Annotated in this window: 22 protein-coding genes and 6 pseudogenes; 14 read left to right on the top strand and 14 right to left on the bottom strand. The window is 70.6% G+C overall.

Translation table 11 applies throughout. The features are described 5' to 3' along the window. Positions 1-5: 5 nt before the first annotated feature. Entirely contained in the window at positions 6-971 is a 966-nt protein-coding gene (locus tag ACZZ0J_RS07760; RefSeq protein WP_463436117.1) for a carbohydrate ABC transporter permease, read from the top strand. A 165-nt stretch (positions 972-1136) separates the two neighbouring features. Continuing rightward, positions 1137-1886: a carbohydrate ABC transporter permease gene (locus ACZZ0J_RS07765; protein WP_463436119.1), complete on the top strand. Its 750-nt coding sequence runs from the start codon at positions 1137-1139 to the stop codon at positions 1884-1886. A gap of 193 nt (positions 1887-2079) precedes the next feature. Here the strand turns inward: ACZZ0J_RS07765 and ACZZ0J_RS07770 are convergent, their stop codons facing one another. After that, complete coding sequence (locus ACZZ0J_RS07770) at positions 2080-2919, bottom strand: siderophore-interacting protein (RefSeq protein ID WP_463436121.1); 840 nt, start codon at positions 2917-2919, stop codon at positions 2080-2082. A 165-nt stretch (positions 2920-3084) separates the two neighbouring features. Here ACZZ0J_RS07770 and ACZZ0J_RS07775 point away from each other — a divergent pair. The 4 pseudogenes from ACZZ0J_RS07775 to ACZZ0J_RS07790 all read left to right on the top strand — a co-directional run. Next, positions 3085-4026, top strand: a pseudogene (locus ACZZ0J_RS07775) (FecCD family ABC transporter permease). A gap of 113 nt (positions 4027-4139) precedes the next feature. Next, positions 4140-5097 (top strand): annotated as a pseudogene (locus tag ACZZ0J_RS07780) (FecCD family ABC transporter permease). Further along, a pseudogene (locus ACZZ0J_RS07785) lies at positions 5094-5955 on the top strand (ABC transporter ATP-binding protein). Before ACZZ0J_RS07780 ends, ACZZ0J_RS07785 begins: the two co-directional pseudogenes overlap by 4 nt. A 350-nt stretch (positions 5956-6305) precedes the next feature. After that, positions 6306-6977, top strand: a pseudogene (locus ACZZ0J_RS07790) (ABC transporter substrate-binding protein); the annotation flags it as partial. Between the two features lie 95 nt (positions 6978-7072). Here ACZZ0J_RS07790 and ACZZ0J_RS07795 read toward each other — a convergent pair. After that, positions 7073-9157 (bottom strand): transglycosylase domain-containing protein, encoded by a 2085-nt coding sequence (locus ACZZ0J_RS07795; RefSeq protein ID WP_463436123.1) that lies wholly within the window; start codon positions 9155-9157, stop codon positions 7073-7075. A gap of 661 nt (positions 9158-9818) precedes the next feature. Here ACZZ0J_RS07795 and ACZZ0J_RS07800 point away from each other — a divergent pair. Next, complete coding sequence (locus ACZZ0J_RS07800) at positions 9819-10001, top strand: hypothetical protein (protein ID WP_463436124.1); 183 nt, start codon at positions 9819-9821, stop codon at positions 9999-10001. Between the two features lie 146 nt (positions 10002-10147). Here ACZZ0J_RS07800 and ACZZ0J_RS07805 read toward each other — a convergent pair whose 3' ends face one another. Next, entirely contained in the window at positions 10148-10375 is a 228-nt protein-coding gene (locus ACZZ0J_RS07805) for a PLDc N-terminal domain-containing protein (RefSeq protein WP_463436126.1), read from the bottom strand. 371 nt (positions 10376-10746) lie between these two features. Here ACZZ0J_RS07805 and ACZZ0J_RS07810 point away from each other — a divergent pair, with 371 nt between their 5' ends. Next, entirely contained in the window at positions 10747-11133 is a 387-nt protein-coding gene (locus tag ACZZ0J_RS07810) for an NUDIX domain-containing protein (RefSeq protein ID WP_463436128.1), read from the top strand. A gap of 21 nt (positions 11134-11154) precedes the next feature. On the opposite strand, the gene ACZZ0J_RS07815 is transcribed toward ACZZ0J_RS07810, so the two are convergent. After that, positions 11155-11706, bottom strand: a complete 552-nt coding sequence (locus ACZZ0J_RS07815) for a phosphotransferase (protein ID WP_463436130.1) — start codon at positions 11704-11706, stop codon at positions 11155-11157. Positions 11707-11978: 272 nt separating this feature from the next. On the opposite strand from ACZZ0J_RS07815, the gene ACZZ0J_RS07820 reads away from it, so the two are divergent. Next, positions 11979-12218, top strand: coding sequence for a hypothetical protein (locus tag ACZZ0J_RS07820; protein ID WP_463436132.1), 240 nt, complete (start codon positions 11979-11981; stop codon positions 12216-12218). Positions 12219-12222: 4 nt separating this feature from the next. Here the strand turns inward: ACZZ0J_RS07820 and ACZZ0J_RS07825 are convergent, their stop codons facing one another. Together ACZZ0J_RS07825 and ACZZ0J_RS07830 are read right to left on the bottom strand one after the other, a co-directional pair. Next, positions 12223-12468, bottom strand: a complete 246-nt coding sequence (locus ACZZ0J_RS07825; protein WP_463436134.1) for a hypothetical protein — start codon at positions 12466-12468, stop codon at positions 12223-12225. Then, the gene (locus tag ACZZ0J_RS07830; RefSeq protein ID WP_123338675.1) at positions 12465-12971 is read right to left on the bottom strand and encodes a MarR family winged helix-turn-helix transcriptional regulator; all 507 of its coding nucleotides are present in this window, start codon (positions 12969-12971) and stop codon (positions 12465-12467) included. Before ACZZ0J_RS07830 ends, ACZZ0J_RS07825 begins: the two co-directional genes overlap by 4 nt. A 91-nt stretch (positions 12972-13062) precedes the next feature. On the opposite strand from ACZZ0J_RS07830, the gene ACZZ0J_RS07835 reads away from it, so the two are divergent. Next, complete coding sequence (locus ACZZ0J_RS07835) at positions 13063-13992, top strand: NADP-dependent oxidoreductase (RefSeq protein WP_463436137.1); 930 nt, start codon at positions 13063-13065, stop codon at positions 13990-13992. Between the two features lie 6 nt (positions 13993-13998). On the opposite strand, the gene ACZZ0J_RS07840 is transcribed toward ACZZ0J_RS07835, so the two are convergent. Then, complete coding sequence (locus tag ACZZ0J_RS07840; protein WP_463436139.1) at positions 13999-14865, bottom strand: pentapeptide repeat-containing protein; 867 nt, start codon at positions 14863-14865, stop codon at positions 13999-14001. A gap of 223 nt (positions 14866-15088) precedes the next feature. Between ACZZ0J_RS07840 and ACZZ0J_RS07845 the strand changes: the two genes are divergently transcribed. Further along, on the top strand, positions 15089-15280 hold the full coding sequence (locus tag ACZZ0J_RS07845) for a hypothetical protein (RefSeq protein ID WP_146249808.1): 192 nt from the start codon (positions 15089-15091) through the stop codon (positions 15278-15280). 27 nt (positions 15281-15307) lie between these two features. Here the strand turns inward: ACZZ0J_RS07845 and ACZZ0J_RS07850 are convergent, their stop codons facing one another. From ACZZ0J_RS07850 to ACZZ0J_RS07860, 3 genes are all read right to left on the bottom strand, one after another. Continuing rightward, entirely contained in the window at positions 15308-15964 is a 657-nt protein-coding gene (locus tag ACZZ0J_RS07850; RefSeq protein ID WP_205462961.1) for a response regulator, read from the bottom strand. Continuing rightward, positions 15870-17246, bottom strand: coding sequence for a sensor histidine kinase (locus tag ACZZ0J_RS07855; protein ID WP_463436143.1), 1377 nt, complete (start codon positions 17244-17246; stop codon positions 15870-15872). Before ACZZ0J_RS07855 ends, ACZZ0J_RS07850 begins: the two co-directional genes overlap by 95 nt. A 174-nt stretch (positions 17247-17420) precedes the next feature. Further along, positions 17421-17708 carry a hypothetical protein gene (locus ACZZ0J_RS07860; protein ID WP_463436145.1) on the bottom strand — a complete coding sequence of 96 codons (288 nt, stop codon included), beginning with the start codon at positions 17706-17708 and terminating at the stop codon, positions 17421-17423. Positions 17709-17734: 26 nt separating this feature from the next. Between ACZZ0J_RS07860 and ACZZ0J_RS07865 the strand changes: the two genes are divergently transcribed. Beyond that, a complete protein-coding gene (locus ACZZ0J_RS07865; protein ID WP_463436147.1) occupies positions 17735-17863 on the top strand; it encodes a hypothetical protein in 129 nt (42 codons plus the stop codon). Between the two features lie 238 nt (positions 17864-18101). On the opposite strand, the pseudogene ACZZ0J_RS07870 reads toward ACZZ0J_RS07865, so the two are convergent. Further along, positions 18102-19015, bottom strand: a pseudogene (locus ACZZ0J_RS07870) (ABC transporter ATP-binding protein). Between the two features lie 435 nt (positions 19016-19450). Here ACZZ0J_RS07870 and ACZZ0J_RS07875 point away from each other — a divergent pair. Next, entirely contained in the window at positions 19451-20122 is a 672-nt protein-coding gene (locus ACZZ0J_RS07875; protein WP_463436149.1) for an alpha/beta hydrolase, read from the top strand. A 9-nt stretch (positions 20123-20131) separates the two neighbouring features. After that, positions 20132-20697 (top strand): annotated as a pseudogene (locus ACZZ0J_RS07880) (GNAT family N-acetyltransferase). Between the two features lie 77 nt (positions 20698-20774). On the opposite strand, the gene ACZZ0J_RS07885 reads toward ACZZ0J_RS07880, so the two are convergent. From ACZZ0J_RS07885 to ACZZ0J_RS07895, 3 genes are read right to left on the bottom strand one after another with little or no spacing between them, the layout of a single operon-like run. Further along, on the bottom strand, positions 20775-21362 hold the full coding sequence (locus tag ACZZ0J_RS07885) for a TetR family transcriptional regulator (RefSeq protein WP_463436151.1): 588 nt from the start codon (positions 21360-21362) through the stop codon (positions 20775-20777). Then, positions 21359-22210, bottom strand: coding sequence for an MBL fold metallo-hydrolase (locus ACZZ0J_RS07890; RefSeq protein WP_463436153.1), 852 nt, complete (start codon positions 22208-22210; stop codon positions 21359-21361). The genes ACZZ0J_RS07885 and ACZZ0J_RS07890 overlap by 4 nt, the downstream gene beginning before the upstream one ends. Next, positions 22207-22935, bottom strand: a complete 729-nt coding sequence (locus ACZZ0J_RS07895) for an alpha/beta fold hydrolase (protein ID WP_463436154.1) — start codon at positions 22933-22935, stop codon at positions 22207-22209. The genes ACZZ0J_RS07890 and ACZZ0J_RS07895 overlap by 4 nt, the downstream gene beginning before the upstream one ends. Positions 22936-22950: the final 15 nt, after the last annotated feature.

Raw genomic sequence — 22950 nt, forward strand, 5'->3', positions numbered from 1 at the left:
ATGACGTGACCACAGCACCTGTCCTCGACCGCCCGACGGACGCGGCGAGCGCGCCTCGCCGACTCCGCCCGTACCGCAGCAGCCTGACCCGTGGCCAGGGCCGCAGCGGCTGGCTCTTCCTCGCCCCGTTCGGGTTGTTCTACATCGCGTTCCTGCTCGGCCCGACGGTCTGGATGATCGTCACGAGCTTCTTCAACACCTCGACGGTCCGCACGGGTCTCGGCAGCTTCGCCGGGTTCGCGAACTACGCGGAGATGCTCGGACGCGACGACTTCTGGTCCTCGCTCTGGCACACGCTGCAGTTCACGCTGTACACGACCCCGCCGCTGGTCATCCTGGCGTTCGTGTTCGCCGTGCTGACGAACCGGATGAACAAGGGCCAGTGGTTCTTCCGCCTGGCGTTCTTCCTGCCGTTCATCCTGCCGTCGGCGACGATCTCGCTGATCTGGGTGTTCATCTTCACGCCGAGCACCGGCCTGTTCGCGAGCATCCAGTCGGTGCTCGGGATGACCCCGGGGGCCGGCGTGCTGGCCAGCCCGAACACCGCGATGATCGGTGTCGCCCTCGCCACCGTGTGGTGGACCCTCGGCTTCAACTTCGTGCTCTACCTGGCCGGCCTGCAGGAGATCCCGCGGGAGCTGTACGAGGCCGCTGCGGTCGACGGCGCGTCGAACTGGCAGCAGATCAAGTCGATCACGCTGCCGCTGCTCGGTCGCACCACGACGCTGGTCATCCTGTTGCAGATCATCGCGAGCCTGAAGATCTTCGACCAGGTGTACCTGATGACGAACGGCGGGCCGGGCATCTCCACCCAGGTCTCGCTGCAGCTCATCACCGGCGTCGGGTTCACCGACAGCCGGCTCGGCGCCGCCTCGGCAGCGTCGGTCCTCCTGTTCATCGTGATCGTCGCGATCGCGGTCATCCGGCAGCTCGTCGAGCGCGCTGCCGCCAAGCGTGAGATCGGTGCCTGAGATGACCACCACGGAGAGCATCACCACCGGCCGCACCAAGCTGCGGACCGGCGTCTCGTCGGCGGCCCCACGAGCGCCGCCAAGATCGGCGTCAGCGGTCGCGGGTTCACAATCGCGTCGGGCATCATCCTGACGGTCTTCGCGATCATCTGGCTCATCCCGAGCGTGTTCGCGCTGAAGACGTCGCTGTCCGACAACGGCGTCGCGGCCCTCGGTGCGAACTCGATCCTGTCGAACTGGAACCCGACGCTGCACTCGTACGCGGCACTGTTCCAGGCCGGCGACATCTGGAACTGGTACCTCGCCAGCGCGATCACGAGCATCGTCACCGCGGTCCTCACGGTGCTGTTCGCGTCGATGGCGGCGTTCGCGCTGTCCCGACTCGTGTTCCGCGGTCGGAACGTCGCGTTCCTGCTCATCATCCTCGGGATCATGATCCCGACGCAGGTGCTGATCATCCCGATCTTCCAGGAGCTCAACGCCGTCGGCCTGCTGAACACGTACTGGTCGGTCATCTTCCCGCAGGTGCCCGCCGTGATCGCGGTGTTCATCTTCAAGCAGTTCTTCGACGGGATCCCCCGCGAACTCGAGGAAGCAGCACGCATCGACGGTGCCGGCATCTGGAAGGTCTACTGGTCGGTCATCCTGCCGCTGTCGCGTCCGGTGATCGCCGCGGTGACGATCCTGACCTTCGTCGGGGTCTGGAACAACCTGCTGCTGCCACTGTTCGTGCTGTCGAACCCGGACCTCATGACGATCCCGGTCGGGCTCGCCACGGTCCAGGGCAGCTTCGGCCAGCGGTACGCGGACATCCAGGCGGGTGCGCTCCTGGCAGCGCTGCCGCTGATCATCCTCTACCTGATCTTCCAGCGGCAGATCGTGGAGGGCGTGACGGGTTCCGGCCTCAAGGGCTGACGCCACCCACGACGGACGGGAGGCCCGGTGCCAGCCGGGCCTCCCGTCCGTCGTGGTGGCGCGTCTCGGGCGCGGGTCGCCTGCCGAAATCGGGCGTACCTGACGAAATCGGGCGTACCTGGCGAGAAGTTCCGTGTCGGTACGCCCGAAAGCACCAGGCATCGCACATGCCATGGGAAGGAACGTGCACCGCTCAGGCGGAGACGGACTCCTTGGCCTCGTGCTTCCAGAAGCCGGAGAACGTGATGCGCGCCTTCGGAAGACCCGCACGGTGCAGGTGCCGGCGGCCCTCGGTGGCGAGGGTCGACTCGCCGACCACGAAGGCGTACCCGCGGTCGTCGACGGGCACGTGCCGCTGCAGTTCGGCGAGGGCGGCGCGGCCCGGGACGGCGTGGTGGTCGACCTCGTCGCGGATGATCCACGTGACCGTGACCCCGGTCGGTGCGTCGATCTCGCGGACGTCGCCGGCGGTGGGGACCTCTTGGATGATGCGGCCGACGGTGTTCCGGGGCAGCGACGCTGCGATGCCGAGCACGCCGGGCAGCCCGGTCTCCTCCGCCGCGATCACGATCTCGCTGGTGTCGTCCGGGCAGTCGAAGATGCAGCCCTGGTCGAGCATCGCCAGCTGGTCGCCGGGGCGGGCGCCGCAGGCCCAGATCGCGGCACGGCCTTCGGGCTCGCCGTCGGCGTCGGTGTGCACGACGAAGTCGATGTCCATCTCGGCGGTGCCGTCGGGCATCGGGCGGAACGCGGCGACGGTGTAGTTCGCGCAGTGCGGGCGGACGTCCTCGGGGATGGCCAGGAACGTCGGCCACCACTTCTTGCCGTCGAGGTCCGGCATCCGGAACGCGTCCTGGTCCGGGCGCCCGGTGAACAGGCGGAACCAGTGGTCGAAGCCGAGGAACGGGAACTCGTGCAGGTCATCGCCGGTGACGGTGACGCGCTGCATCGACGGCGTCGTGCGCTCGGTCCGCAGGACTCGGGCACGGAAGAGCCGGGGATTCTCGGGCAGGAGCCGCGGAGTCTTCGCCATGAGGCAAGGCTAACCTAAGATGTTCTCCGTGCCAGCCCCTCCCCTGCCCTGGCTTCCGTCTCGGAGGCCCGCACCACCGATGCGTCAGCAGCCCTCGGTGTCCACCGCACCGCCGTCCGTCGCCGCGTCCTGGTGATCGGCGGACTGGTCGTCGTGCTGGTCCTGGTGGCGGTCGCGAGCATGCTCCTCGGCAGCAACCGGATCGGCGTCGACCGGGTGCTCGACGGCCTGTTCCGGACCGGGTCGACCACCGACGAGGCGATCGTCTGGGGCTCCCGGATCCCGCGCACGCTCATCGGTGCCGCGGTCGGAGCCGCTCTGGGGATCGCGGGGCTCCTGATGCAGGGGCACACCCGCAACCCGCTCGCCGACCCCGGACTGTTCGGGGTCTCGTCGGGCGCCGGGCTCGCCGTCGTCCTCGGCGTCTACGTGTTCGGGGTCACGAGCACCGGCGCGACGGTGTGGTTCGCCCTCGGCGGCGCGCTGGTCGCGAGCGTCGTGGTGTTCTCGGTGACCATCGCGGGCAGCGGGACGGCCAGCCCGGTCCCCTCGCACTCGCGGGCGCCGCCGTCTCGGCCCTGTTGGGCGCGCTGACCTCGTTCGTCGTCCTGACCGACCAGGACCTCGCTCGACGCGTACCGGCTGTGGGTCGTCGGTTCCCTCGCTGCACGGCAGCTCGACATCCTCGGCGCGGTGTGGCCGTTCCTCGTCGCCGGGCTGGTGCTCGCGGTCCTGAACGTCCGGGCACTCGATGCACTCGGGCTCGGCTCGGACCTGGCCAAGGGCCTGGGCGAGAACGTGCTCGTCGCGCGGCTCGTCGGGCTCGGGGCCATCACGTTGCTCGCGGCCGGTGCGACCGCCGCCGCTGGCCCGATCGGCTTCGTCGGCCTGACCGTGCCGCACGTCGCCCGAGCCCTCGTCGGCACCGGGCACCGGTGGACCCTGCCGGTCTCCGGGCTCGTCGGAGCGGCGCTCGTGCTGCTCGCCGACGTCGTCGGACGCCTGATCGGCGGGTTCTCGGAGGTCGAGGTCGGTATCGTCCTGGCCGTCATCGGCGGTCCCGTCTTCGTCGCCGTCGCCCGTCGCCGATCGCTGGTGTCCCTGTGACGGGCGCAGCGGTCCGTGCGCCCGGCCGGACCGGGGTCCGCATCGGTCCGATCGGCCTCGCCTGGCGCCCGCGGGTGTTCTGGTACACGGCCGCCTCGCTCGGTCTCGTCCTGGTGCTCGTCGTCCTCGGTGTCGCGATCGGCTCGACCTGGATCGCCCCGGGCATCGTGCTCCGCTCCCTGGTCGGGCTCGAGACGGGCCCGGACGGCTTCATCATCACCACGCTCCGGCTGCCCCGTGTCCTCACCGGTGCGCTCGTCGGGCTGACCCTCGGCATCGCCGGCGCACTGACCCAGACCTTCACGCGGAACCCCCTGGGCACCCCGGACATCATCGGCGTGACGTCGGGCGCGAGCGTCGGCGCCGTGGCGGCCATCGTGCTCGGTGGGGGCACGTACTCGGTGTCCTCGATCGTGCTCAGCGGCGGGATCCCGGTGGCCGCGACGATCGGCGCGCTCGTCGCCGCCGCCGTCGTACGGGCTCGGCTGGCGCGGCGGGGTGCAGAGCTACCGACTCATCCTGGTCGGCATCGGTGTGAGCGCGACCCTCGACGCCGTGACGAGCTACCTGCTCGTCCGCGCCAAGATCACCATCGCCACCGCCGCATCGCAGTGGCTCGTCGGCAGCCTGTCGAGCACCTCGTGGTCGAGCGTCTGGCCGCTCCTCATCGTCGCCGCGGTCGCGGTGCCGATCGCCCTGGCCACGAGTGCGGCGCTCGGCATCGGACAGCTCGGTGACGAGGTCGCGACCGGGGTGGGGCTCGCGGTCCAGCGGCACCGCCTGCTCGTGATCGCCCTGGCCGTCGTGCTCACCGCCGCCGCCGTCGCCGCTGCGGGACCGGTCGGCTTCGTCGCGTTCGTGGTGCCGCAGGTCGGACTCCGGCTGGCCGGGACGAACCGGCCGCCACTGCTGCTCGCCGGTCTGCTCGGCGCCGCGCTGGTCCTCGCGGCGGACCTGCTGTCCCGATCGGCGTTCCCGTGGCAGGTGCCCGTCGGCATCATCACGACCGTGATCGGCGCCCCGTACCTGATCTGGCTCCTCATCCGTCACCGCAAGGAGATGTCCCGATGACGACACCCCCGTCCACCCCGGTCCTCGAAGCCCGCGGCCTGTCCGTCGGCTACGACCGGCACCCCGTGCTGGCCGACCTCGACCTGCGCATCGAGCGCGGGACAGTGACGACGTTCCTCGGCGCGAACGGCTGCGGCAAGTCGACCCTGCTCAAGGCCTTCGGGCGCGTGCTGAAGCCGCAGTCCGGCGAGGTCCTGCTCGACGGTGCCCCGATCCGCAAGGAACCGAACCGCCAGGTCGCACGGAAGCTCGCGATCCTGCCGCAGTCCCCCGTCGCTCCTGCGGGCACGAGCGTGCTCGACCTGGTGATGCGCGGCCGCAACCCGCACCAGTCGTGGGCGAAGCCCTGGACCGCGGACGACGCCGACGTCGCCGAGCAGGCCATCGCGGCGACCGGCCTGACCGACGTCGCCCACCGCGACGTCGCGAGCCTGTCGGGTGGCCAGCGACAGCGTGCGTGGATCGCCCTGGTGGTGGCGCAGCAGGCCGACACGTTGCTGCTCGACGAACCGACGACCTACCTGGACCTCGCACACCAGCTCGAGGTCCTGCGCCTGGTGCGCCGACTCAACCGCGAGCAGGGTTCCACCATCGTGATGGTCCTGCACGACCTGTCGCTCGCGGCCCGGTTCTCCGACCGGCTCGTCGTCCTGCACGACGGCGGCGTCGCTGCCGACGGGGGCACCGCACGAGGTACTGACCCCCGCGTTGCTCGAGCACGCCTTCGGGCTGCACGCGCGCGTGTTCCCGGACCCCGTGACCGGCGCCCCGATGATCGTGCCCGAGGCCGACGAGCACGATCCGGCGCCGCATGCCGAACCGGACGTCGAACTGGCGGGTGCCGCGCACTTAGGTTAGCCTCTCCTAACGTGAAGCTCTCCCGACGCGGCTCCCTCCGAGCCACCCTCCTGACCTCCGTGGCCGTCTCGGCCCTCCTCCTCGCTGGCTGCTCGAGCGCCGACTCGAACGACTCCGACGGTGACACCGCGGCGTCGAAGGCCTGGTCCTACGAGGACGCCACCGGCACGACCGTCAAGGTCGACCACACGCCGAAGCGCGTCGTCGTGCTGAACGACATCGCGATCTCGTTCATCGAGTACGGCTTGAAGCCGGTCGGCACCTTCGGCCAGCTGACCATGGCGAAGGACGCCCGGTTCGACGACCTGGACACCGACGGCATCACGCAGCTCGGCACCGCCTACGGCGACATCGACCTCGAGAAGCTCGCCGCGCTGAAGCCCGACCTCGTCGTGACCTCGGTCTACCCGACCGACGAGAAGGGCACGCTCGACGACACGCAGCCCGGCTACGGCTTCAAGGACAACGAGCAGGAGAAGCAGATCGAGGCCATCGCGCCGGTCGTCCAGGTCAAGTGGGGCGGCAAGGGCGAGGACGTCATCGAGAAGATCGCCGACCTGAGCGAGTCGCTCGGTGCGAAGGAGTCGACGATCGAGGCCGCCGAGAAGCGCTTCGACACCGCCGGTGACGAGCTCGAGAAGGTCGCGAAGGAGCAGGACCTGTCGGTCGTCTCCATGTACGCCGACGGTGACGGCGCCTACGTCACCCGCCCGACCGACGAGCCGCTGCTGCAGATGTACTCGTCGTTCGGCGTCGACTTCGTGAACCCGAAGCCGAAGGGCTTCTACTGGGGCATCTACTCGTGGGAGAACGCGGGCCAGATCAAGGCCGACGTCCTGCTGCTGTCGCAGCAGGGCTACCAGGTCGCGGACCTCGAGAAGCAGCCGACCTTCGCCGACAACGCGGCGCTCGAGGCCGGCCAGGTGCACAGCTTCACCTTCCCGGCGCTCGACTACGCCTCGCAGGCCGGCTACATGACGGAGCTCGCGGGCTGGCTCGAGGACAGCAAGAAGCTGTCCTAGAACGCAACCGACGATCAGAGAGGCCCGTTGCCAGCTGGCAACGGGCCTCCCGTCTGTTCGGTGTCGCGTCTCGTGCACGTGACCCGCTGCTGTCGTCAGCCCACCGGCAAGGCGGCGTTCACCGCGGTCTGCGCATCGCGCCAGACCGCTGCGCGGGACCCCGCGTAGGTGCCGCCCTGACCGTTCGAGTAGTACCGCAGGTTGTGCTTCCCGCCGTCGGTGTTGCCCTGCCAGTACGCGGTCACCGCGCGCGAGCTCCCGCCGACCAACCACACCTGGTCGGCGGCGTCGGCCGTCCCGGTCTTGCCGAACAGCGTGGTGCCGTCCGGGGTCTGGCCGCCGCTCGCCGTACCGCCCCGGAAGGCGCCCTGCATGACCTCGAACGCGGTCGCCGCGGTCTGCGGCGAGACGGCCTGCGAGCAGGTGCGCGGCTGCCCGCCGAGCTCCGTGCCGTCCGGTGCGGTCACCTGGTCGATCACGACCGGCGCGCAGTACCGACCGCCGTTCGCGACGCCCGCGTACGCCGCCGCCATCGTCAGCGGCGCGATGCTCTCGGTGCCGAGCAGCGACGCGGGGTTCCACGGCAGCTCACCGCCGGCGGCCAGGTGCACACCGAGGCGCTTCGCGACGTCGCGGATGTCGCACAGGTCGAGCTGCGCCGCCATCGACTGGTACGCGGCGTTCACGGACTGGGCCGTGGCCGAGCGGACCGAGTACGGCCCCTTCTGGCCCGGCGAGTCGTTCTTCGGCTGCCAGAACGCCGTCGTCTGCTCGCCGCACGCCGTCCACGTGCTCTGCGGGTGCGGGGTGCCGTTCACGACCGTGTCCGGGCTGCGGCCGGCCTCGAGCCACGCCAGCAGCGTGAACATCTTGTAGGTCGAGCCGGTCTGGAAGCCCGTTGCATCGCCGTAGTCCTGGTCGACGGCGTAGTTCAGGGACGTCGCGGTCGGTGGGGCTTGCTCCGACCGGTCGTAGTCGGTGTTCTGCGCCATCGTGAGCACCCGGCCGGTGCCCGCCTCGACGGTGTTCAGCGTCGCGCCCAGCGCCAGCCGGGTCTCGGTCTTCGGGTCGTACCGGTCGAGCAGTTCCTTCTGCTTCGCGTTCAGGTCGAGGTCGAGCGTCGTCTGGATGCGGTACCCACCCGTCCGCCAGGCATCGGCGCGCTGCTGCTTCGTCGCGCCGAGCTGCGGCAGCCGTGCGGCGACGCGCTCGGCGTAGTCGCAGAAGAACTCCGCCCCGGTCTCGACGGCCTCGCACCCCTGCTGCGGCGCGGTGATCCGGACGTAATCGGCCAGCCGCGACAGCCGTGCCGTGCGGTACTCGTCGGTCGTCAGGTGCCCCTGCTCGTGCATCGAACGGAGGATCACGTTCCGCCGCGCGGCGTTGTCGCGGTAGTGGTCCGGCGTGGACAGGTCGCGGCGCTCCGGCCACTGCACGATCGCGATGAGCGATGCCGCCTCGGCCGGGGTCAGGTCGGTGGCGGACTTGCCGTAGTAGTGCTGCGCGGCCGACTGCACGCCGTAGGTCTGGTCGCCGAAGTAGGCGATGTTCAGGTACGCCGTCAGGATCTGCTCCTTGGTGTACTTCTTCGCCAGGCCGATCGCGAGCTTCATCTCGGCGAGCTTCCGCTGGGGCGACCGCTTCGTCGCCTCCTTGTAGCCGGCCTTCTGCTCCGCGAGCGTCGGCAGCTCGCTCGCCCGCTGGATCTTGATGTTGCGCACGAGCTGCATCGTGAGCGTCGAGCCACCCGAACCGCCCTCGCCCTGCGACGCGGCGACGCTCACCAGGGAGCGGACCATCGACGTCGCGTCCACACCACCGGTCTCGTAGAACCGCTTGTCCTCGCCGTCGACCGCAGCGTGCTTCAGCTGGTCGCTGATCAGGTCGAACGACAGCTCCTGCCGGTCCTGCGCCCACACGTTCGCCAGGTGCACCGGTTCGCCGCCACGGTAGGCCCAGACCTGGTTGCGCTGCGGCAGGTCGCCGATCTCGATGTGCTCCGGCAGCGACTCGAACACCCCGATCGCCGACGTCGTACTCACCCCGGCGACCGCGATCATCGGTGTCACGCCGACCCCGACCATCAAGCCGGCGAGCACACTGCCGCCCACGAAGCCGAGCGCGGCTCCCCTGCGCGTCTCATCGTCATCGCTCTGGATCCCCCGTGGTGCATCACGCACCGATCTGGTGCGGTAGTTCGGGAGCGTCCCAGCCGTGCTCGGGCGGTCGCCGGGACTTCGCCGCGGAACACCGCCGTGTCCGCTGGGAAAGTGCCCGCCGTGACGGGATCGTGACGTCAGCGGGGGCGATCTCGTCCCGCCGGACGATGACACGCAAGTCCGAGAGCGCTCGTCCCTGCGCGTCTCGTCGCCGGGATCACGCGACCGTTCCTCGTGACCAGCTGCAGAGTGGTGCGCGCCTCGGGGGCACGTTGATGTACGCCGAGCTTCGGACGAGCGCCCGAACGCAGCACGAAGGACACGAGCTCCGGCGCACCTCGATCGAGACGTCGTCGAAAAGCCGGTCTACGTCGGCCGTTACGTCACCTGCTCCGCGCCGGCACGCGCGATCCTCATCCCCTCGGAATCGTTGCCCTGCTGCCCTGCGCGAAGGGCAGCATCAGCGGACTGCTCCTGATCGCGTTCGTCATCCCCGCCGGGCAGGTGCGGGGAGCATCGGGTACGCATCCCCGAAGACCACCGACCCCGCCACCGCCGCGCACGAGCGCACCGACGCGCGGCAGAACGAGCGGAGACCGGCCGGGCTCATCCTCGGCAAGACGTGCCACTCCGTCGACCAGCTGACGGTCGCTCACCCGTCGTCCACCGAGGCGTTGCACGCATGCACGGTGCCGTGAACGCGGCGAAGGAGACCGACGGGCTGCACACCGTCCGGCCTGGCGGCGACAACCCCTCCGAACCCGACGAGGTGACCACGATCCTACGCAACGACGGGTTTGAAGAACACCCACTGCTCAACTACAGCGGTGCCGGAGAACGCACCTTCATCATCGACACGCGCTAACGTTCGAATCGACTCCCGTCTGCGACGACCGACGACTCCTAGAAGCGCTCCTCGAATAAAGCGAAAGGCGAGAACCACCGTGTGGATCTCGCCTTCGCCGGATCTGTTCAGAGAAGCAGACCGCACAGCGCTTTGACCATGTACCGCTAGATGGTTGAGCCTGCTCGAGCACGGCGGAGGAGCGAAACGACCACCCAGCAGATGAACCACGCGACGGCGCCGAGGATTGGGAAAAGCACCACCAGAGCAGTCCAGGCGATCTTCGCGAGAGCACCAAAGCCGCTCCGCCAGACCTGAATCAGCGCGATGATATCAAGGATGATCACGACTGCGGTGATCCACCAGGTACTACCCGTCATGGTGTATTCGAACACTTGGTTCTCCTTCGGGAGCCCCCTATGGAGGCATCCTTGCTGTATGTGGGAGGGGGCAGGGACGGTACAGGCCCGCCCTGCCCCCTGCGGATTCTGTCTGGTAGTCGAGGATGAAGAACGCATTGCTGTACGGGTCTCGGATTTCGACCTTGCAGTTGACCTTCCAACCTGCCGAAGACTTGCATCCAGACAAGGCGGGCTTTACGTAGCGGGCCTGCACCCTCGAGGCGACACCACTTCCGCAGAAGCCTCGGTGACAGAGGATCGCGATCCGTCAGCAAAGACCTTCGTGGTGGTCGTCTGGCCATCACCGCCGGTCTCGTTGAGACATCCGGAACATCTCGGTCGGGCTGCCGACCAAGGACGGCCACGTGCTGCTGTCCGAGTCGTTCGACCAGAGGCGCGGCCTGCGCTTCCACCGCGCGGTCGGCGGCGGCATCGAGTTCGGGGAGACCGCCGTCCAGGCGCTCCGTCGCGAGTTCCGCGAGGAGCTCGACGTCGCCCTCGACGAGGTCCGGCTGCTCGGCGTCCTCGAGAACCTGTTCGAGTACGAGGGGCAGCCCGGACACGAGTACGTCCACGTGTTCGCCGTCCGGTCGGCGGAGCTGGACGCGGTGCCGCTGGACGCTGAACTCGTGGTGCTGGACGAGGGCAGCCCGGTGCGCTGGGTGCCCGTCGACACGGACGTCCCGGTGTTCCCGGACGGCGTGCTCGATCTGCTCGCGGGGCACAACCCGAACGGCTCCTCAACCAGCTGATGTCCCGATCTCGTCAGGCCCTCAGCGGCGCATCACGTGGCGGTCCGATCGGTGAGTGCAGGTGTGGTGGTCGAGCCGCAGGTCCTCGAAATCGATGACGGCGACGACGTCCGAGTCGGCGAACAAGACGTTCGCCGCCCGGTAGTCGCCGTGCACGATCTGGACCGGCAGCTCGTCGGACGGCGCGGCCGCCAGCAGCCGTCGCAGTGCCACCCGTGCACGGTCCGGCACCTGCCCGGGCGCGCCGTTCAGCCAACCCTCGATCTGCTGCGTGAGTGGAGCCGGCAGCGGGCGCACACCGGCTGCGCGCGCCCGATCAGGGCAGTCGCGCAGGGCGTCGTGGAAGCGAGCCAGCGTCGCACCGGCCGCGTGGACCTGTGCCGGTTCACGGACGTCCAGCAGGGTTCCGCTGATGACGTGCTGGAGCCCCATCGAGACTCCGTCGTCCTCGACCTGCACCCGTCCGTCGGGCGTCGGCACCGGGGCGGAAACGGCAGGCCGCGCTCGCCGAGCCCGGCCGTGAGGTCCGCCGCGAACGCCAGGCGCTCGAACCCCTCCGGCGCGATCGACCACTTCAGGAGCATCCGTCCCTCGGCGGTCGACACCCAGGCGAGTGCGTTGTGGTCACTCATCACGATGCGCTCGCACGCGACGACTGCATGTTCCACCACCGGTCGACGTCCGGATGACCCAGTCCTCGGCAGCGTCGACGTCCGTGAACCCGAAGCGGCTCCGCAGCACCTGGGCTGGATCGGCTCGTTCCCAGAGCATCTCGAGGGTCATCGCTCCACCCTCGCAGGTCGCGCTACCATCCGGTACCGGTCCACGCACGGAAGCGAGTCGCCATGACCTCCCAGAGCACGAGGGTCCTCCACGTGATGTGCACGGTGTTCCTGTTGGGCGCCTTCCTGTCGGTCGGGATCGGTGCGTGGTCGCTCGCGAACGACACCGGGGGCGGTGCGAACATCGGCGGCGGCATCCTGATGCTGTTCGGCTCCCTGCTCGGTCTGATCGGGATCGCGCTCGGCGTCGCCACGCTCGTCGTCGCCACCGTGTCGCGGCGACGGTCACGCACGCGCAGCTGACGCCTCAGCGGCGAGTGCGGAGTCGCTGCACGCCCACCCATCCGGCGACCGCGAAGCAGCCGAGCGCGAGGACGTACGCGACGAGCAGGTCGGCCCATGCGCGCGGGTTGATCGATCCGTCGGGCAACCGCTCCTGGAGTTGGAACGACGTCGGGAACAGCCAGTAGGACGTCGCGTAGACGGTCAGCGCCAGTCCGACGACGACCGAGCCGACGATGATCCACCGAGCGGTGCGCCGCTCGAGGCTCATGCGGTCGCCGCCTTGCCGGAACGCCGTGACTTCGACCGTGGCGGGTTCGCTCGGAGGTGCTCGCTGATGCGCCCGAGGATCCGGGCGAGGTCACTCGCGTCGTCGTCCGTGATCGGCGCGAACAGGAGTCCGTGCACGGTGCCGATGTGGCCGGGGAACACGTCGGCAAGGACCTCGCGCCCAGCGTCGGTGATCGCGACGACGGTGCTGCGCTCGTCGTCCGGCGACGGGGACCTCGTGACGAGCCCGCGCTGTTCGAGCAGTTGCGCCTGGTAGGTCAGCCCGCTGCGGCTGTAGACGACGCCGTCGGCGAGGTCCGTCATGCGCAGGTGCCCCTCCGGAGCATCCCCCAACCGCGCCAAGAGCTGGAACTGCACGTAACTCAAGCCGCCGACGTCGCGGAGCTGTTTCTCGACCGCGGGGCGCAGGAGCGCACTCACCTCAGTCAACGCGAAGTAGGCGCCGAGCTGTGTCGGGGTCAGCGCGGTGGGGGTGTCGCTCATGTGACCATCGTACCTGTTGCTTCGAGTTCGAAGCAGTGCTAGCGTCTCGACAAGTGCTTCGAATTCGAAGCACCTACGAGAGGGCATCATCATGAAGGCAGTGCAGTTCCACGAAGTCGGCGGACCCGAGGTCCTCCAGTACGGCGAGGTCGAGCAGCCGATCCCGGCAGCGGGTCAGGTGCGGCTCCGCGTCGCGGCGTCCGCGTACAACGCCGCAGACAACGGCATGCGGGCCGGCTTCCTGCCGATCCCGATCCAGCTGCCGCACGTCCCCGGCTACGACGTCTCCGGCACGGTCGACGCGATCGGCGAGGGCGTGACTGGTCTGACCGTGGGCGACGCGGTCATCGCGTTCCTGCCGATGGACCGCGACGGCGGGGCAGCCGAGTACGTCATCGCACCGGCGGACGCCGTTGTCGCAGCGCCGATGAGCATCCCGCTGGCCGACGCAGCCGGACTGCCGTCCGTCGCGCTGACGGCATGGCAGGCCCTGTTCGACGACGGCCAGCTCACCGCCGGGCAGCGTCTGCTCGTCGTGGGTGCCGGCGGGGTCGTCGGCAAGTACGTCGTCCAGCTCGCCAAGCGCGCCGGCGCACACGTCATCGCGACCGCCAGCCCCCGCAGTGCCGATGCCGTGCGCGCGGCCGGTGCCGACCAGGTCATCGACCACACCGCCACCGACCTGCTCGACGCCCTCGACGGTCAGGTCGACGTGCTGCTCAACCTGGCGCCGATCGAGCCCGAGCAGTTCGCGGCGGATGTTGCCGCGGTCCGTGACGGCGGAGTCGTCGTGAGCACGACGGCGTTCATGGCCACGCCGGGTGACGAGTCCCGAGGCGTGCGCGCGGCGACCGTGTTCGTCCTGCCGAACCGGGAACGCCTGACAGAGCTCGTCGCGCTGGTCGACGACGGTGCCCTGACGGTCGAGGTCACGCGGCGCATCCCGCTCGCCGAGCTGCCCGCACTGCACGCCGAGGGCGCAGCAGGTCGGATCGCCGGCAAGGTCATCGTCCTGCCCTGACCCGGATCATCGACGCGACCAGTGCCCTGGACGGTCCAGGTCGCCGGGCAGCACCGTGGACGCATCGCCCTGCGCGGCGTTCACCTGCGGCTGGGTGAGGAACAGCGCGTTCGACAGGTCCGCTCCCCCGAGCCGGGCATCGCGCAGGTCCGCCCCGAGCAGGTCCACGCCCGACAGGTCGCATCCCCGCAGGTCCGCGGCGATCAGGACCGCACCGCGCAGATCGGCGCCGACCAGGACGCGAGATCGCAGGTCGCGACCGGCCAGGTCGGTCGACGGGTGCAGGTCATCGGCCGCGTCGCCGGCGGCGGGGTACCCACCTCGGGCCTCCGCGCTGACGTCGATCAGGACGGAACGGACCTCGGACCGGAGCGACTCGACGTCCACCGCGAGGACGCCGGCCAACTCACCGTCGAGGACCTGCTGGACACGGTGCTGGAGCACGGTCGGTGCATCCGCTGACCCCAGAGTCGTCGAGCGGGACACCGCCTCGGCCAGGTACCAGAGCATCTCGTGGAGCTGCCGGGCGACGGCGAAGGCCCGGAACATCTCGGGCTTCGAGTCCGGGCGGTCGACCCAACTCGTGCCGTCGAACAGGACCTGCGAGACGTACTGGCCAGCCCCGAAGCAGTCGAACGTGGTGCACCCGGTGAAGCCCCGCGGACGGAGCGTCTGGTGGATCGTGCAGGAGAAGTCGTCGGCCAGGTTCCGGCACGGGGTCCCTGCGGCCTTGTCGATCGGGAAGTCGCTGGACCGCTGGAACCCGAAGGCGGTGCAGCAGAGCGCGAAGCAGTCACCGCACGAAGCGCGGAGCCCCGAGCGGTCGGCGGGAGAAGAAGGAGAAGGAAAAGTAGAAGAAGAAGACGATGACATGGACGAACGGTCTCTCTGGAGTGGTCTCGACAGGGCGCCGGGGTGCTGGGGAACTCCGTCGGGAGTCCCCGTTCCGGGCGCACGAGATCACCACCCCTCGTCCGAGGAGCGAACCGGTGTCGCTGGAAGGGCTCTGCGTCACAGAGCGGAGAACGTGTCACTGCCGCCAGGCTAGCGGCGCGCGACTGCGCCCGTCCGCAGTCCCGACGCGTACGGTGCACCTGTGACCAGAACCCACCCGGCAAGACCGCACCGCCTCGTGCTGATCGCCGCCGCCGTCGTGCTGGTGATCGGCATCGTGCTCCTGTTCACCCCGTGGGACGGGCTGATCCCCGTGCTCGCCTGGGTGCTGATCGTCGCGTCCATCGCCCTCGGCGCGATCACCCTGTTCTTCTCACGCGCACCCCGCAGCTGAGCGCGCCGCCGCGCGATCGGCGCCCCGTCAGGACCGCGGTACGAGACCGTGCTCGTAGGCGAAGATCACCGCGTGCACCCGGTCACGCAGCCCGAGCTTGCCGAGCACCCGCCCGACGTGGGTCTTGACCGTGGACTCGCTCGTCACCAGGTGTGCGGCGATCTCGGGGTTCGACAGCCCGCGGGCCATCGCGAGCAGGACGTCGCGCTCCCGCGGGGTCAAGGGCTCCAGCGGGTCCGGACCCGCCGGCCGGTCGTCGGGGAGCACGGAGCCGAACAGCTCGAGCATCCGCTGCGTCACCCGCGGTGAGACGGCGGCCTCGCCCGCCGCCACGGACCGGACGGCGTCGAGGAGCTGCGCGGCACTGACGTCCTTGAGCAGGAACCCGCTCGCCCCGGCACGCAGGCCACCGAACGCGTACTCGTCCAGGTCGAACGTCGTCAGCACGAGCACCCGGGTCTCGGGGACCTGCTCGACGATCGCGGCCGTCGCCGTCACGCCGTCGACGTGGGGCATGCGGACGTCCATGAGCACGACATCCGGACGCAGGGCACGCACGAGCCGAACACCCGCGCCGCCGTCGCCGGCCTCACCGACGACCTCGATGTCGGGCTGTGCCTCGAGCAGCAGCCGGAACCCGGTCCGGATGAGCTGCTGGTCGTCGACGATCGCCACGCGGATCACCGGTCCTCCGTCCTGACCGGGATCGTCGCCCGGATCTGCCAACCGTCGGTGCCGTCGCGGGAGCCCGCGCGCACCTTCCCACCCAGCGCGCGGATGCGCTCGTCGATCCCGATGAGCCTCGACCCGACCCCGCTGGGGCGTGGGCCGATCCGCCCGGCCGAGTCGGGCCTCCTGTCCGCCCGTCGTCGGTGACGACCACGGTGACCTCGGTGGCGGACGCTGCCACGCGGACGTCGACCGATCGGACGCGCTGCGCGTGCCGGGCGGTGTTGGTGAGGCCCTCCTGCACGACCCGGTACACGGCGAGCTGCAGGGCATCGTCGTCGGGGACGACGCCGATGCGTTCGAGGGCGACGGGGGTGCCCAGCGCGCGGAACCGGTCGACGAGCTGCGGGACGTCGTGGATGCCCGGTTGCGGCGCGAGCGCGGGTTCGCCGTCGCCGCCGAGCACCCCGAGCATGCGGCGCATGTCGCCCATCGCGCCGCGGCCGACGTCGGCGACACCGCGCATGGCGGCGGCAGCGGACCCCGCCGAACCGGTGGGTGCACCAGCGGTCGCCCCCGCTGCCGCACCCTCGGCCAGCCGCACCATCACCGTGAGCGAGTGCGACACGATGTCGTGCATCTCCCGCGCGATCCGGGCCCGCTCCGCGGCGGTGGCGAGCTGCGCCTGCTGGTCGCGCTCCCGGGCCAGCTGGTGCGCGCGGTCGATCAGCGCCTGCGTGTAGCGACGGCGGTTCGACACGTTGACGCCGATCAGGACCGCTGCCAGCAGGAACGTCGCGGGCTGCGGGTACAGGACGTCCGCAAGTCCTCCGGACCCGGGCGCGACCACGAAGACGCGCAGCGCCGTGGCCCCCGCGGCCAGCACGACGGCGACCGCGGCCGTCCACCACCCGGCGGCACGCGACCACCACACGGTCGCGGCGTAGACGGTGAAGAGCACCGGCGAGTACCCCGCCTGCGTCCACGTCATCGCGACGACGGACGCGAGCCCGAGCACCGCCGTCACCGCGGGGTGCGTGCGCCGGAGCGGGATGCCGGAGACGGCGATGACCACGAGGACGACGACCGTGACCCGCGCAGCGGGGCTCCCGTCGACCTGCCACGCACTCCGGAACGCCACGACGACCTCGATCGCACCCCAGAAGACCATGAGCAGCACGTCGGTCATGACCGGGTGGCGCGCCCAGAACCGCCGGAGACGACCGGGTGCATCGGGCAGGGCGATGCCCCCGGTGCCGTCCACGACGGCACCGGGGGCGAGGTCGGCAGGGGTCACGCGTCCCGCTTCTCGACCAGGGCGAGTGCCGTCACCGAGGCGACGACCACCCAGGCCAGCAGTACCGCGAATCCGCTCCATCCCCCAAGGCTAGGACGCCGTCGTGCCACCCCGACGTCACCTCGGTGCCGAACTGCATGAGCGGTTGCCCGGCGTTCTGCGGCAGCAGGTTGGTCAGCGTGCCGAGCCAGTCCGCTCGGTGAACGACTGCACCAGCTGCACGACGACCGGGGCGACCAGCATCAGGCCGAGGACCCCGGCGATCGCACCAGCTGTGGAGCGCAGGACCACACCGACCGCGAAGGCGAGCAGGGCGATGAGCGTCAGGTAGACGGAGGCACCCAGCAGCGGCATCGCGACGCTCGCGTCCAGCGACGCCTCGACGTTCCGCCCCGCCGCGATCGGCAGGGTGATGAACGCGGTGGCCCAGACGCTCACGGCACTCGTGACGAAGACGGCCACGGCGAGGACGATCGCCTTCGCCGCCAGTGCGACCGACCGCCGGGACCGCCGCGAACGAGGAGCGGATCATGCCGGTGCCGTACTCGCCGGTGACGACGAGGGCACCGATCACCGCGACGATCAGCGACGAGAGCATCGTGCCGCTCGTGCTGTAGAGGACGAGCGCGTTCCGAGCCGCGTCACCCGTGAGCCCCTGACCGCCGTTGTCCGCGAAGGCCGCCAGGAGCACGCCGATGCCGATCGGCAGGACGAGCACCAGCAGGAAGCTCCACGCCGTCGACCGCAGCGAGCGGAGCTTGATCCACTCCGAGCGCAGGACGCCGGAGAAGTGGACGCCGGACGAGTGGCTGCCGGCTCCGTCATGCCGGGGCAGGGTGTCGCTCGTGACCGCGCTCATCGGGCCACCTCCGATCGGTACTCGACCTGGTCGTGCGTGAGTTCGAGGTAGGCCTGCTCCAGGCTCGCCTCGGTGGTGGCCAGCTGGTGCAGGACGATCCCCGCGGCACCGGCTGCCTCGCCGATCTGCTCGGCACCGAGGCCACGGACCTGCAGCGCCCCGTCGCCCTCGTAGCCGATCGTGACGTCCGGGCCGGCGATCGCGTCGAGGAGCCGCTCGGGCTCCGGCGTCCGCACGGTGACCGACCGCTCCGTGGCGGCGGCGACCAGGTCCGCGATGTCCATGTCCGCGAGCACCCGGCCGCGACCCATCACGACGATGCGGTCGGCGGTCAGCGCCATCTCGCTCATCAGGTGGCTCGAGATGAAGACCGCACGCCCCTCGGCGGCCAGGCTGCGAGCGAGCCGACGCACCCACACGACGCCCTCGGGGTCGAGGCCGTTGACCGGCTCGTCGAGGATCAGCGCTCTGCGGATCGCCGAGCAGTGCCGCCGCGATCCCGAGCCGCTGCCCCATGCCGAGCGAGAACCCGCCGACGCGCTTCTTCGCGACGTTCTCGAGGCCGGTCATCCCGATGACCTCGTGCACCCGGGCCGTCGGGATCCGGTGCGTCGCGGCGAGCGCCGACAGGTGGTCGAAGGCGCTGCGTCCCTTGTGGACCGCCTTCGCCTCGAGCAGTGCGCCGACGCGACGCAGCGGGTCGCGCAGCTCGCGGTAGGGGCGTCCGTCGACGTGGGCGGTGCCCGAGGTCGGCCGGTTCCAGTCCGACGACGGCGCGCATCGTGGTGGACTTGCCCGCGCCGTTCGGACCGAGGAAGCCGGTGACGACGCCGGGGCGCACCGTGAAGGACACGTCGTCGACGGCGACCTTCTCGCCGTAGCGCTTGGAGAGGTTCTGGATCTCGATCATGCGGCAACGGTACGGAGACGACCGGGTCCGCCACATCGCCGTCGCAGACGATCTCCGCGGAGCGCCCGTGGTACCCCGGTACCACCCGCAGCGGTGCCGGATACGGTGGGGTCATGGTCGTCCAGCGCTGGCACGAGGACGTCCTCGGGGCGCCCTACGAGCGACTCGAACTCCCGCTCGGCACCGACTCCGAGGGGCCTGTCGTCGCCACCCTGGTCCGTCGTCGCCACACCCCGACCGACCTGTTGCTGCACGGGCGCGGACCCTGCACGGCGCTGACGTGCTGTACGTGCACGGGTGGTCGGACTACTTCTTCCAGACGGAGCTCGCCGAGCGCGTCGAACGGCTCGGTGCCCGCTTCCACGCACTGGACCTGCGGAAGTACGGCCGGAGCCTCCGCCCCAGCAGACCCCGGGGAACGTCGACGACCTGGCGGTGTACGACGAGGACATCGCCGCGGCACTCGACGCGGTGTCCGCCGAGCACCCCGGTCCCGGCGAGCGGCGGCTCGTGCTGATGGGGCACTCCACCGGCGGTCTGACCCTGTCGCTGTGGGCTGCGCGCCACCCCGAACTCGTCGACGGCATCGTCCTGAACAGTCCGTGGCTCGAGTTCCAGGCAACCGCCGTCGGCCGGGCGATCGTCGCGCCCGTCATCAAGCTCGGCGCCAAGCGGAACCCCCTCGCCCCGATGCCCGCCGTCGACCCCGGCTTCTACACGCGCACCGTGTCGGCCGCCGGCGAGGGCTCGTGGACGTACGACCAGCAGTGGCGGCCGGACCGCGGGTTCCCCCTGCACCCCGGTTGGCTCGCGGCGGTCTTCGCGGGGCAGGAGACGGTCGAGCACGGGCTCGACATCCAGGTCCCCGTCCTGGTCATGCTCAGCGACAAGAGCATGTTGCAGCCCCGGTGGGACCCCGGGATGGCACACGCGGACGTCGCGTTGAACGTCGACACGGTGGCCCATCGCGCCCTGTCGCTCGGCAACGAGGTGACGGTCCGCCGACTGCCCGGAGCCGTGCACGACGTGGTGCTGTCCGCGCCCGACGTGCGCGAGCAGGCGTACGACACGATCGGACGCTGGGCCACCACGCTGCGGCCCCGCTAGCGTGACGGCATGACCGAGCGCTCCGTCCGGCTGGCCCGGCTCGACCCGACCGGGATCGACCACGTCGCCCTCGTCGACTTCCTGTCGACCGAGGACTTCCCGTTCCACGTGCGGCGGACGTGGAGCCGGTCGGAGGCCGTCCAGGCCGTGGACTCCGGCTCCTACCGCGACGACGAGCACGACTCGTACTGGGTCGACCACACGGAGCACGGCCGCATCGGGTTCGTCCGGCTGGAGGACCTGGAGGACCCGGTCCCGCTGTTCGACCTGCGCATCGGCGTCGCGTTCCGCGGTCGCGGACTCGGCGTCCCGACACTGCGTGCGGTCACCGACCACGTCTTCGGCACCCTGCCGTCGGTGACCCGCTTCGAGGGCCAGACCCGCGAGGACAACACGGCGATGCGCCGGGTCTTCGTGCGTGCCGGGTGGGTCAAGGAGGCGCACTACCGCGAGGGTGGCCGATCGAGGGCGGCCGCGCGGTCGCGTCGGTCGGGTACGGGATCCTGCGCCATGACTGGGAGACGGGCGAGACGACGCCGGTGCCGTGGGACGACGACGTGCTCCCCGACAGCTGAGCGGACGGGAGGCTCGGGTCACGCCCGCCACGAGCCTCCCGCATCGTCAGTGGACGCGTCCAGGGCATGACGTGCGATCAGCCGCCGGTGGCCGTCCGCAGCGCGGCGCACGTCCGCCGGAACGCCGCGCTGAGCGACTCCCCCGCGGCGCGCTCCGCCCACTCGTCGAACGCGGCACGCAGCGCCAGCAGGGCCAACGGCACCGCGAACCGATCGGCGCCGCCCCACGCACGGTGCAGCTCCAGCGTCTGCGCGGCGTCCCGCTCGAGCACGGCGGACAGCAGCGCCGGATCGGCGACGAGCAGCGCGCGCACCCGGACCAGGCGGTCGAGGTCGTCGGGGCGGTCACGCTCGAACGTCACGAGCACCTCGGCGATCACCTCCGTCAACGCATCGAACGTCACCGGGCCGGTCACGGCGGCGGTGACGGCGTCGTGGACGTCGCGCGAGACGAACAGGAACGCGTCGACCTTCGAGGTGCAGTACCGGAAGAACGTGCGCTCGGTGACGCCGGCCGCGGTGGCGATCTCGGCCCCGGTGACGACGTCGAACCCGCGCGCGCCGACCAGCGCGACCGCGGCGTCCTCGACGGCACGCTCCGTCGCCCGCCGGTTCTGCGTCCGCCGGCTCTGCACCCGCCGGTTCTGCGCCCGGACCCCGGTCACGGCGCGGACCGCGTGGAGACCGTCTCGCGCTGCCAGAGCGCCGGCAGCCGGAGGTCGACACCGTCGGCGTCCGCCCGACGTGCGAACGCGCGCATCGTGACGTCGAGGCGGTCGAGCTTCTTCGGCAGGGGCGTGAGCGGACGGGTCAACGGACGCCAGAACGCGTCCCAGTGCACCGGTCGGACGACGCTCGGCCGCAGGGCGCCGACGGTCTCCTGCCAGTACTGCTCGATCCAGGCGGTCGGCTTCGCGCCGGCGGCACCCGCACCCAGGTAGACGGTGTCGGCGTGGAGTCCCGCGAAGGATCCCGGGATGAAGTTCGCCGTCGGGTGGACCAGCACCGATCCGTCCGGGTGCTCGAACAGGAACGAGGAGCACCCGCCGGTACGGAAGTCACGCATCCGGGCCGGCAGGGTGACCGGCTCGGTGATCTCGCCCGGCACCGCATCGCCGTCACTGTGCAGGGCGTGCAGCGGCGTGACCGTGAAGGCCCCCACCGCGAACGACTCGCGGTCGTGGAGCTCCCGGAAGGGCACGCGGTCGAGCCCGTACCCGGTGGCGATCATCCGGGTGGACGCCGAGCCGCCGAGTTCCGCCCCGGTCCGGTCCGCGACCACGGGCGCGTCGAGGGCGTGGTCGGCGTGCGAGTGCGAGACGAGCACTGCATCGAGGTGGTCGACGTCGAACCGTGCGAGTGCGTCCTCGATCCGGGTGACGTCCGGTCGGAGCCGGCCGAGCATCAGCCGCGGGAACGAGGGACGACTGAAGAAGCCGTCCACGAGCAGTGACGTCGTGCCGTCGGAGACGAGGACGTTGGACACCCCGCCGAACACCGTCGTGACGCTCATGCGTGCGCCCCGCCGAGCACGTCGTCGAGGAGCCGCATCGTGCGCGCGGCGTCCTCCATCGCGAGGTCGTGGTGCACCCCGTGCACCCGTTCGACGTCCCACCCGAGGCGCTCGTAGACCGGCACCTCGGCGCCGGGCACGACGTGTCGACCGTCGTCGGTGAGCACGAGCGTCGACGGCACGAACGGGGCCGCCGGAGCGACCGGTGTCGTCGCGACCTCGCGCAGGACGTCGCGCAGCATCGTTCGGTCCCAGTGCCGGTGGCTCTCCGCGGCGCGGCCGACGTTCGCCGGCCCCCACCGCGGATCGGTGCGGTCGTAGGCCTGCACGAGCAACGGCTGCAGCCCGGGCAGCGCCCAGAACGCCCGCCCGAGCACGCTCCGCCCCGGTGCCCGCAGGTGGAAGCCGGGGTCGAGGTACACCGCCCGCCCGGGGCGCAACCGGTCGACGGCGTCGAACAGCACCCGCCCGCCGAGCGAGTGTCCGACGACGGCGTCGAGCCCCTGCGGCAGCGTCTCGGCGAGGTCGTCGGCGAACGCGGCGAGTGTGTACGACGCCGCGCGGTCGCTCTCGCCGTGCCCCCGCAGGTCCGGCACGAGGAACGTGTACCGGTCCGGGTCGGCGTGGGACACGAGGTCGCGCCACACCAGCGCCGAACCGAGGATGCCGTGCACGAGTCCGACCCGGACCGGGCCGTGTCCGTGGGTCTCGACGTGGAGCTGCATGTGCACTCGATTCTG

It is taken from the genome of Curtobacterium sp. AC272, from assembly GCF_979258155.1.

Coding starts and splice junctions, on each gene's coding strand:
- ACZZ0J_RS07770 (WP_463436121.1), bottom strand. CDS start 2,919: ATGGCGAAGACTCCGCGGCTCCTGCCCGAGAATCCCCGGCTCTTCCGT.
- ACZZ0J_RS07890 (WP_463436153.1), bottom strand. CDS start 22,210: ATGAGCGTCACGACGGTGTTCGGCGGGGTGTCCAACGTCCTCGTCTCC.
- ACZZ0J_RS07825 (WP_463436134.1), bottom strand. CDS start 12,468: ATGAGCCTCGAGCGGCGCACCGCTCGGTGGATCATCGTCGGCTCGGTC.
- ACZZ0J_RS07895 (WP_463436154.1), bottom strand. CDS start 22,935: ATGCAGCTCCACGTCGAGACCCACGGACACGGCCCGGTCCGGGTCGGA.
- ACZZ0J_RS07840 (WP_463436139.1), bottom strand. CDS start 14,865: ATGTCATCGTCTTCTTCTTCTACTTTTCCTTCTCCTTCTTCTCCCGCC.
- ACZZ0J_RS07800 (WP_463436124.1), top strand. CDS start 9,819: ATGCACGGTGCCGTGAACGCGGCGAAGGAGACCGACGGGCTGCACACC.
- ACZZ0J_RS07820 (WP_463436132.1), top strand. CDS start 11,979: ATGACCTCCCAGAGCACGAGGGTCCTCCACGTGATGTGCACGGTGTTC.
- ACZZ0J_RS07835 (WP_463436137.1), top strand. CDS start 13,063: ATGAAGGCAGTGCAGTTCCACGAAGTCGGCGGACCCGAGGTCCTCCAG.
- ACZZ0J_RS07830 (WP_123338675.1), bottom strand. CDS start 12,971: ATGAGCGACACCCCCACCGCGCTGACCCCGACACAGCTCGGCGCCTAC.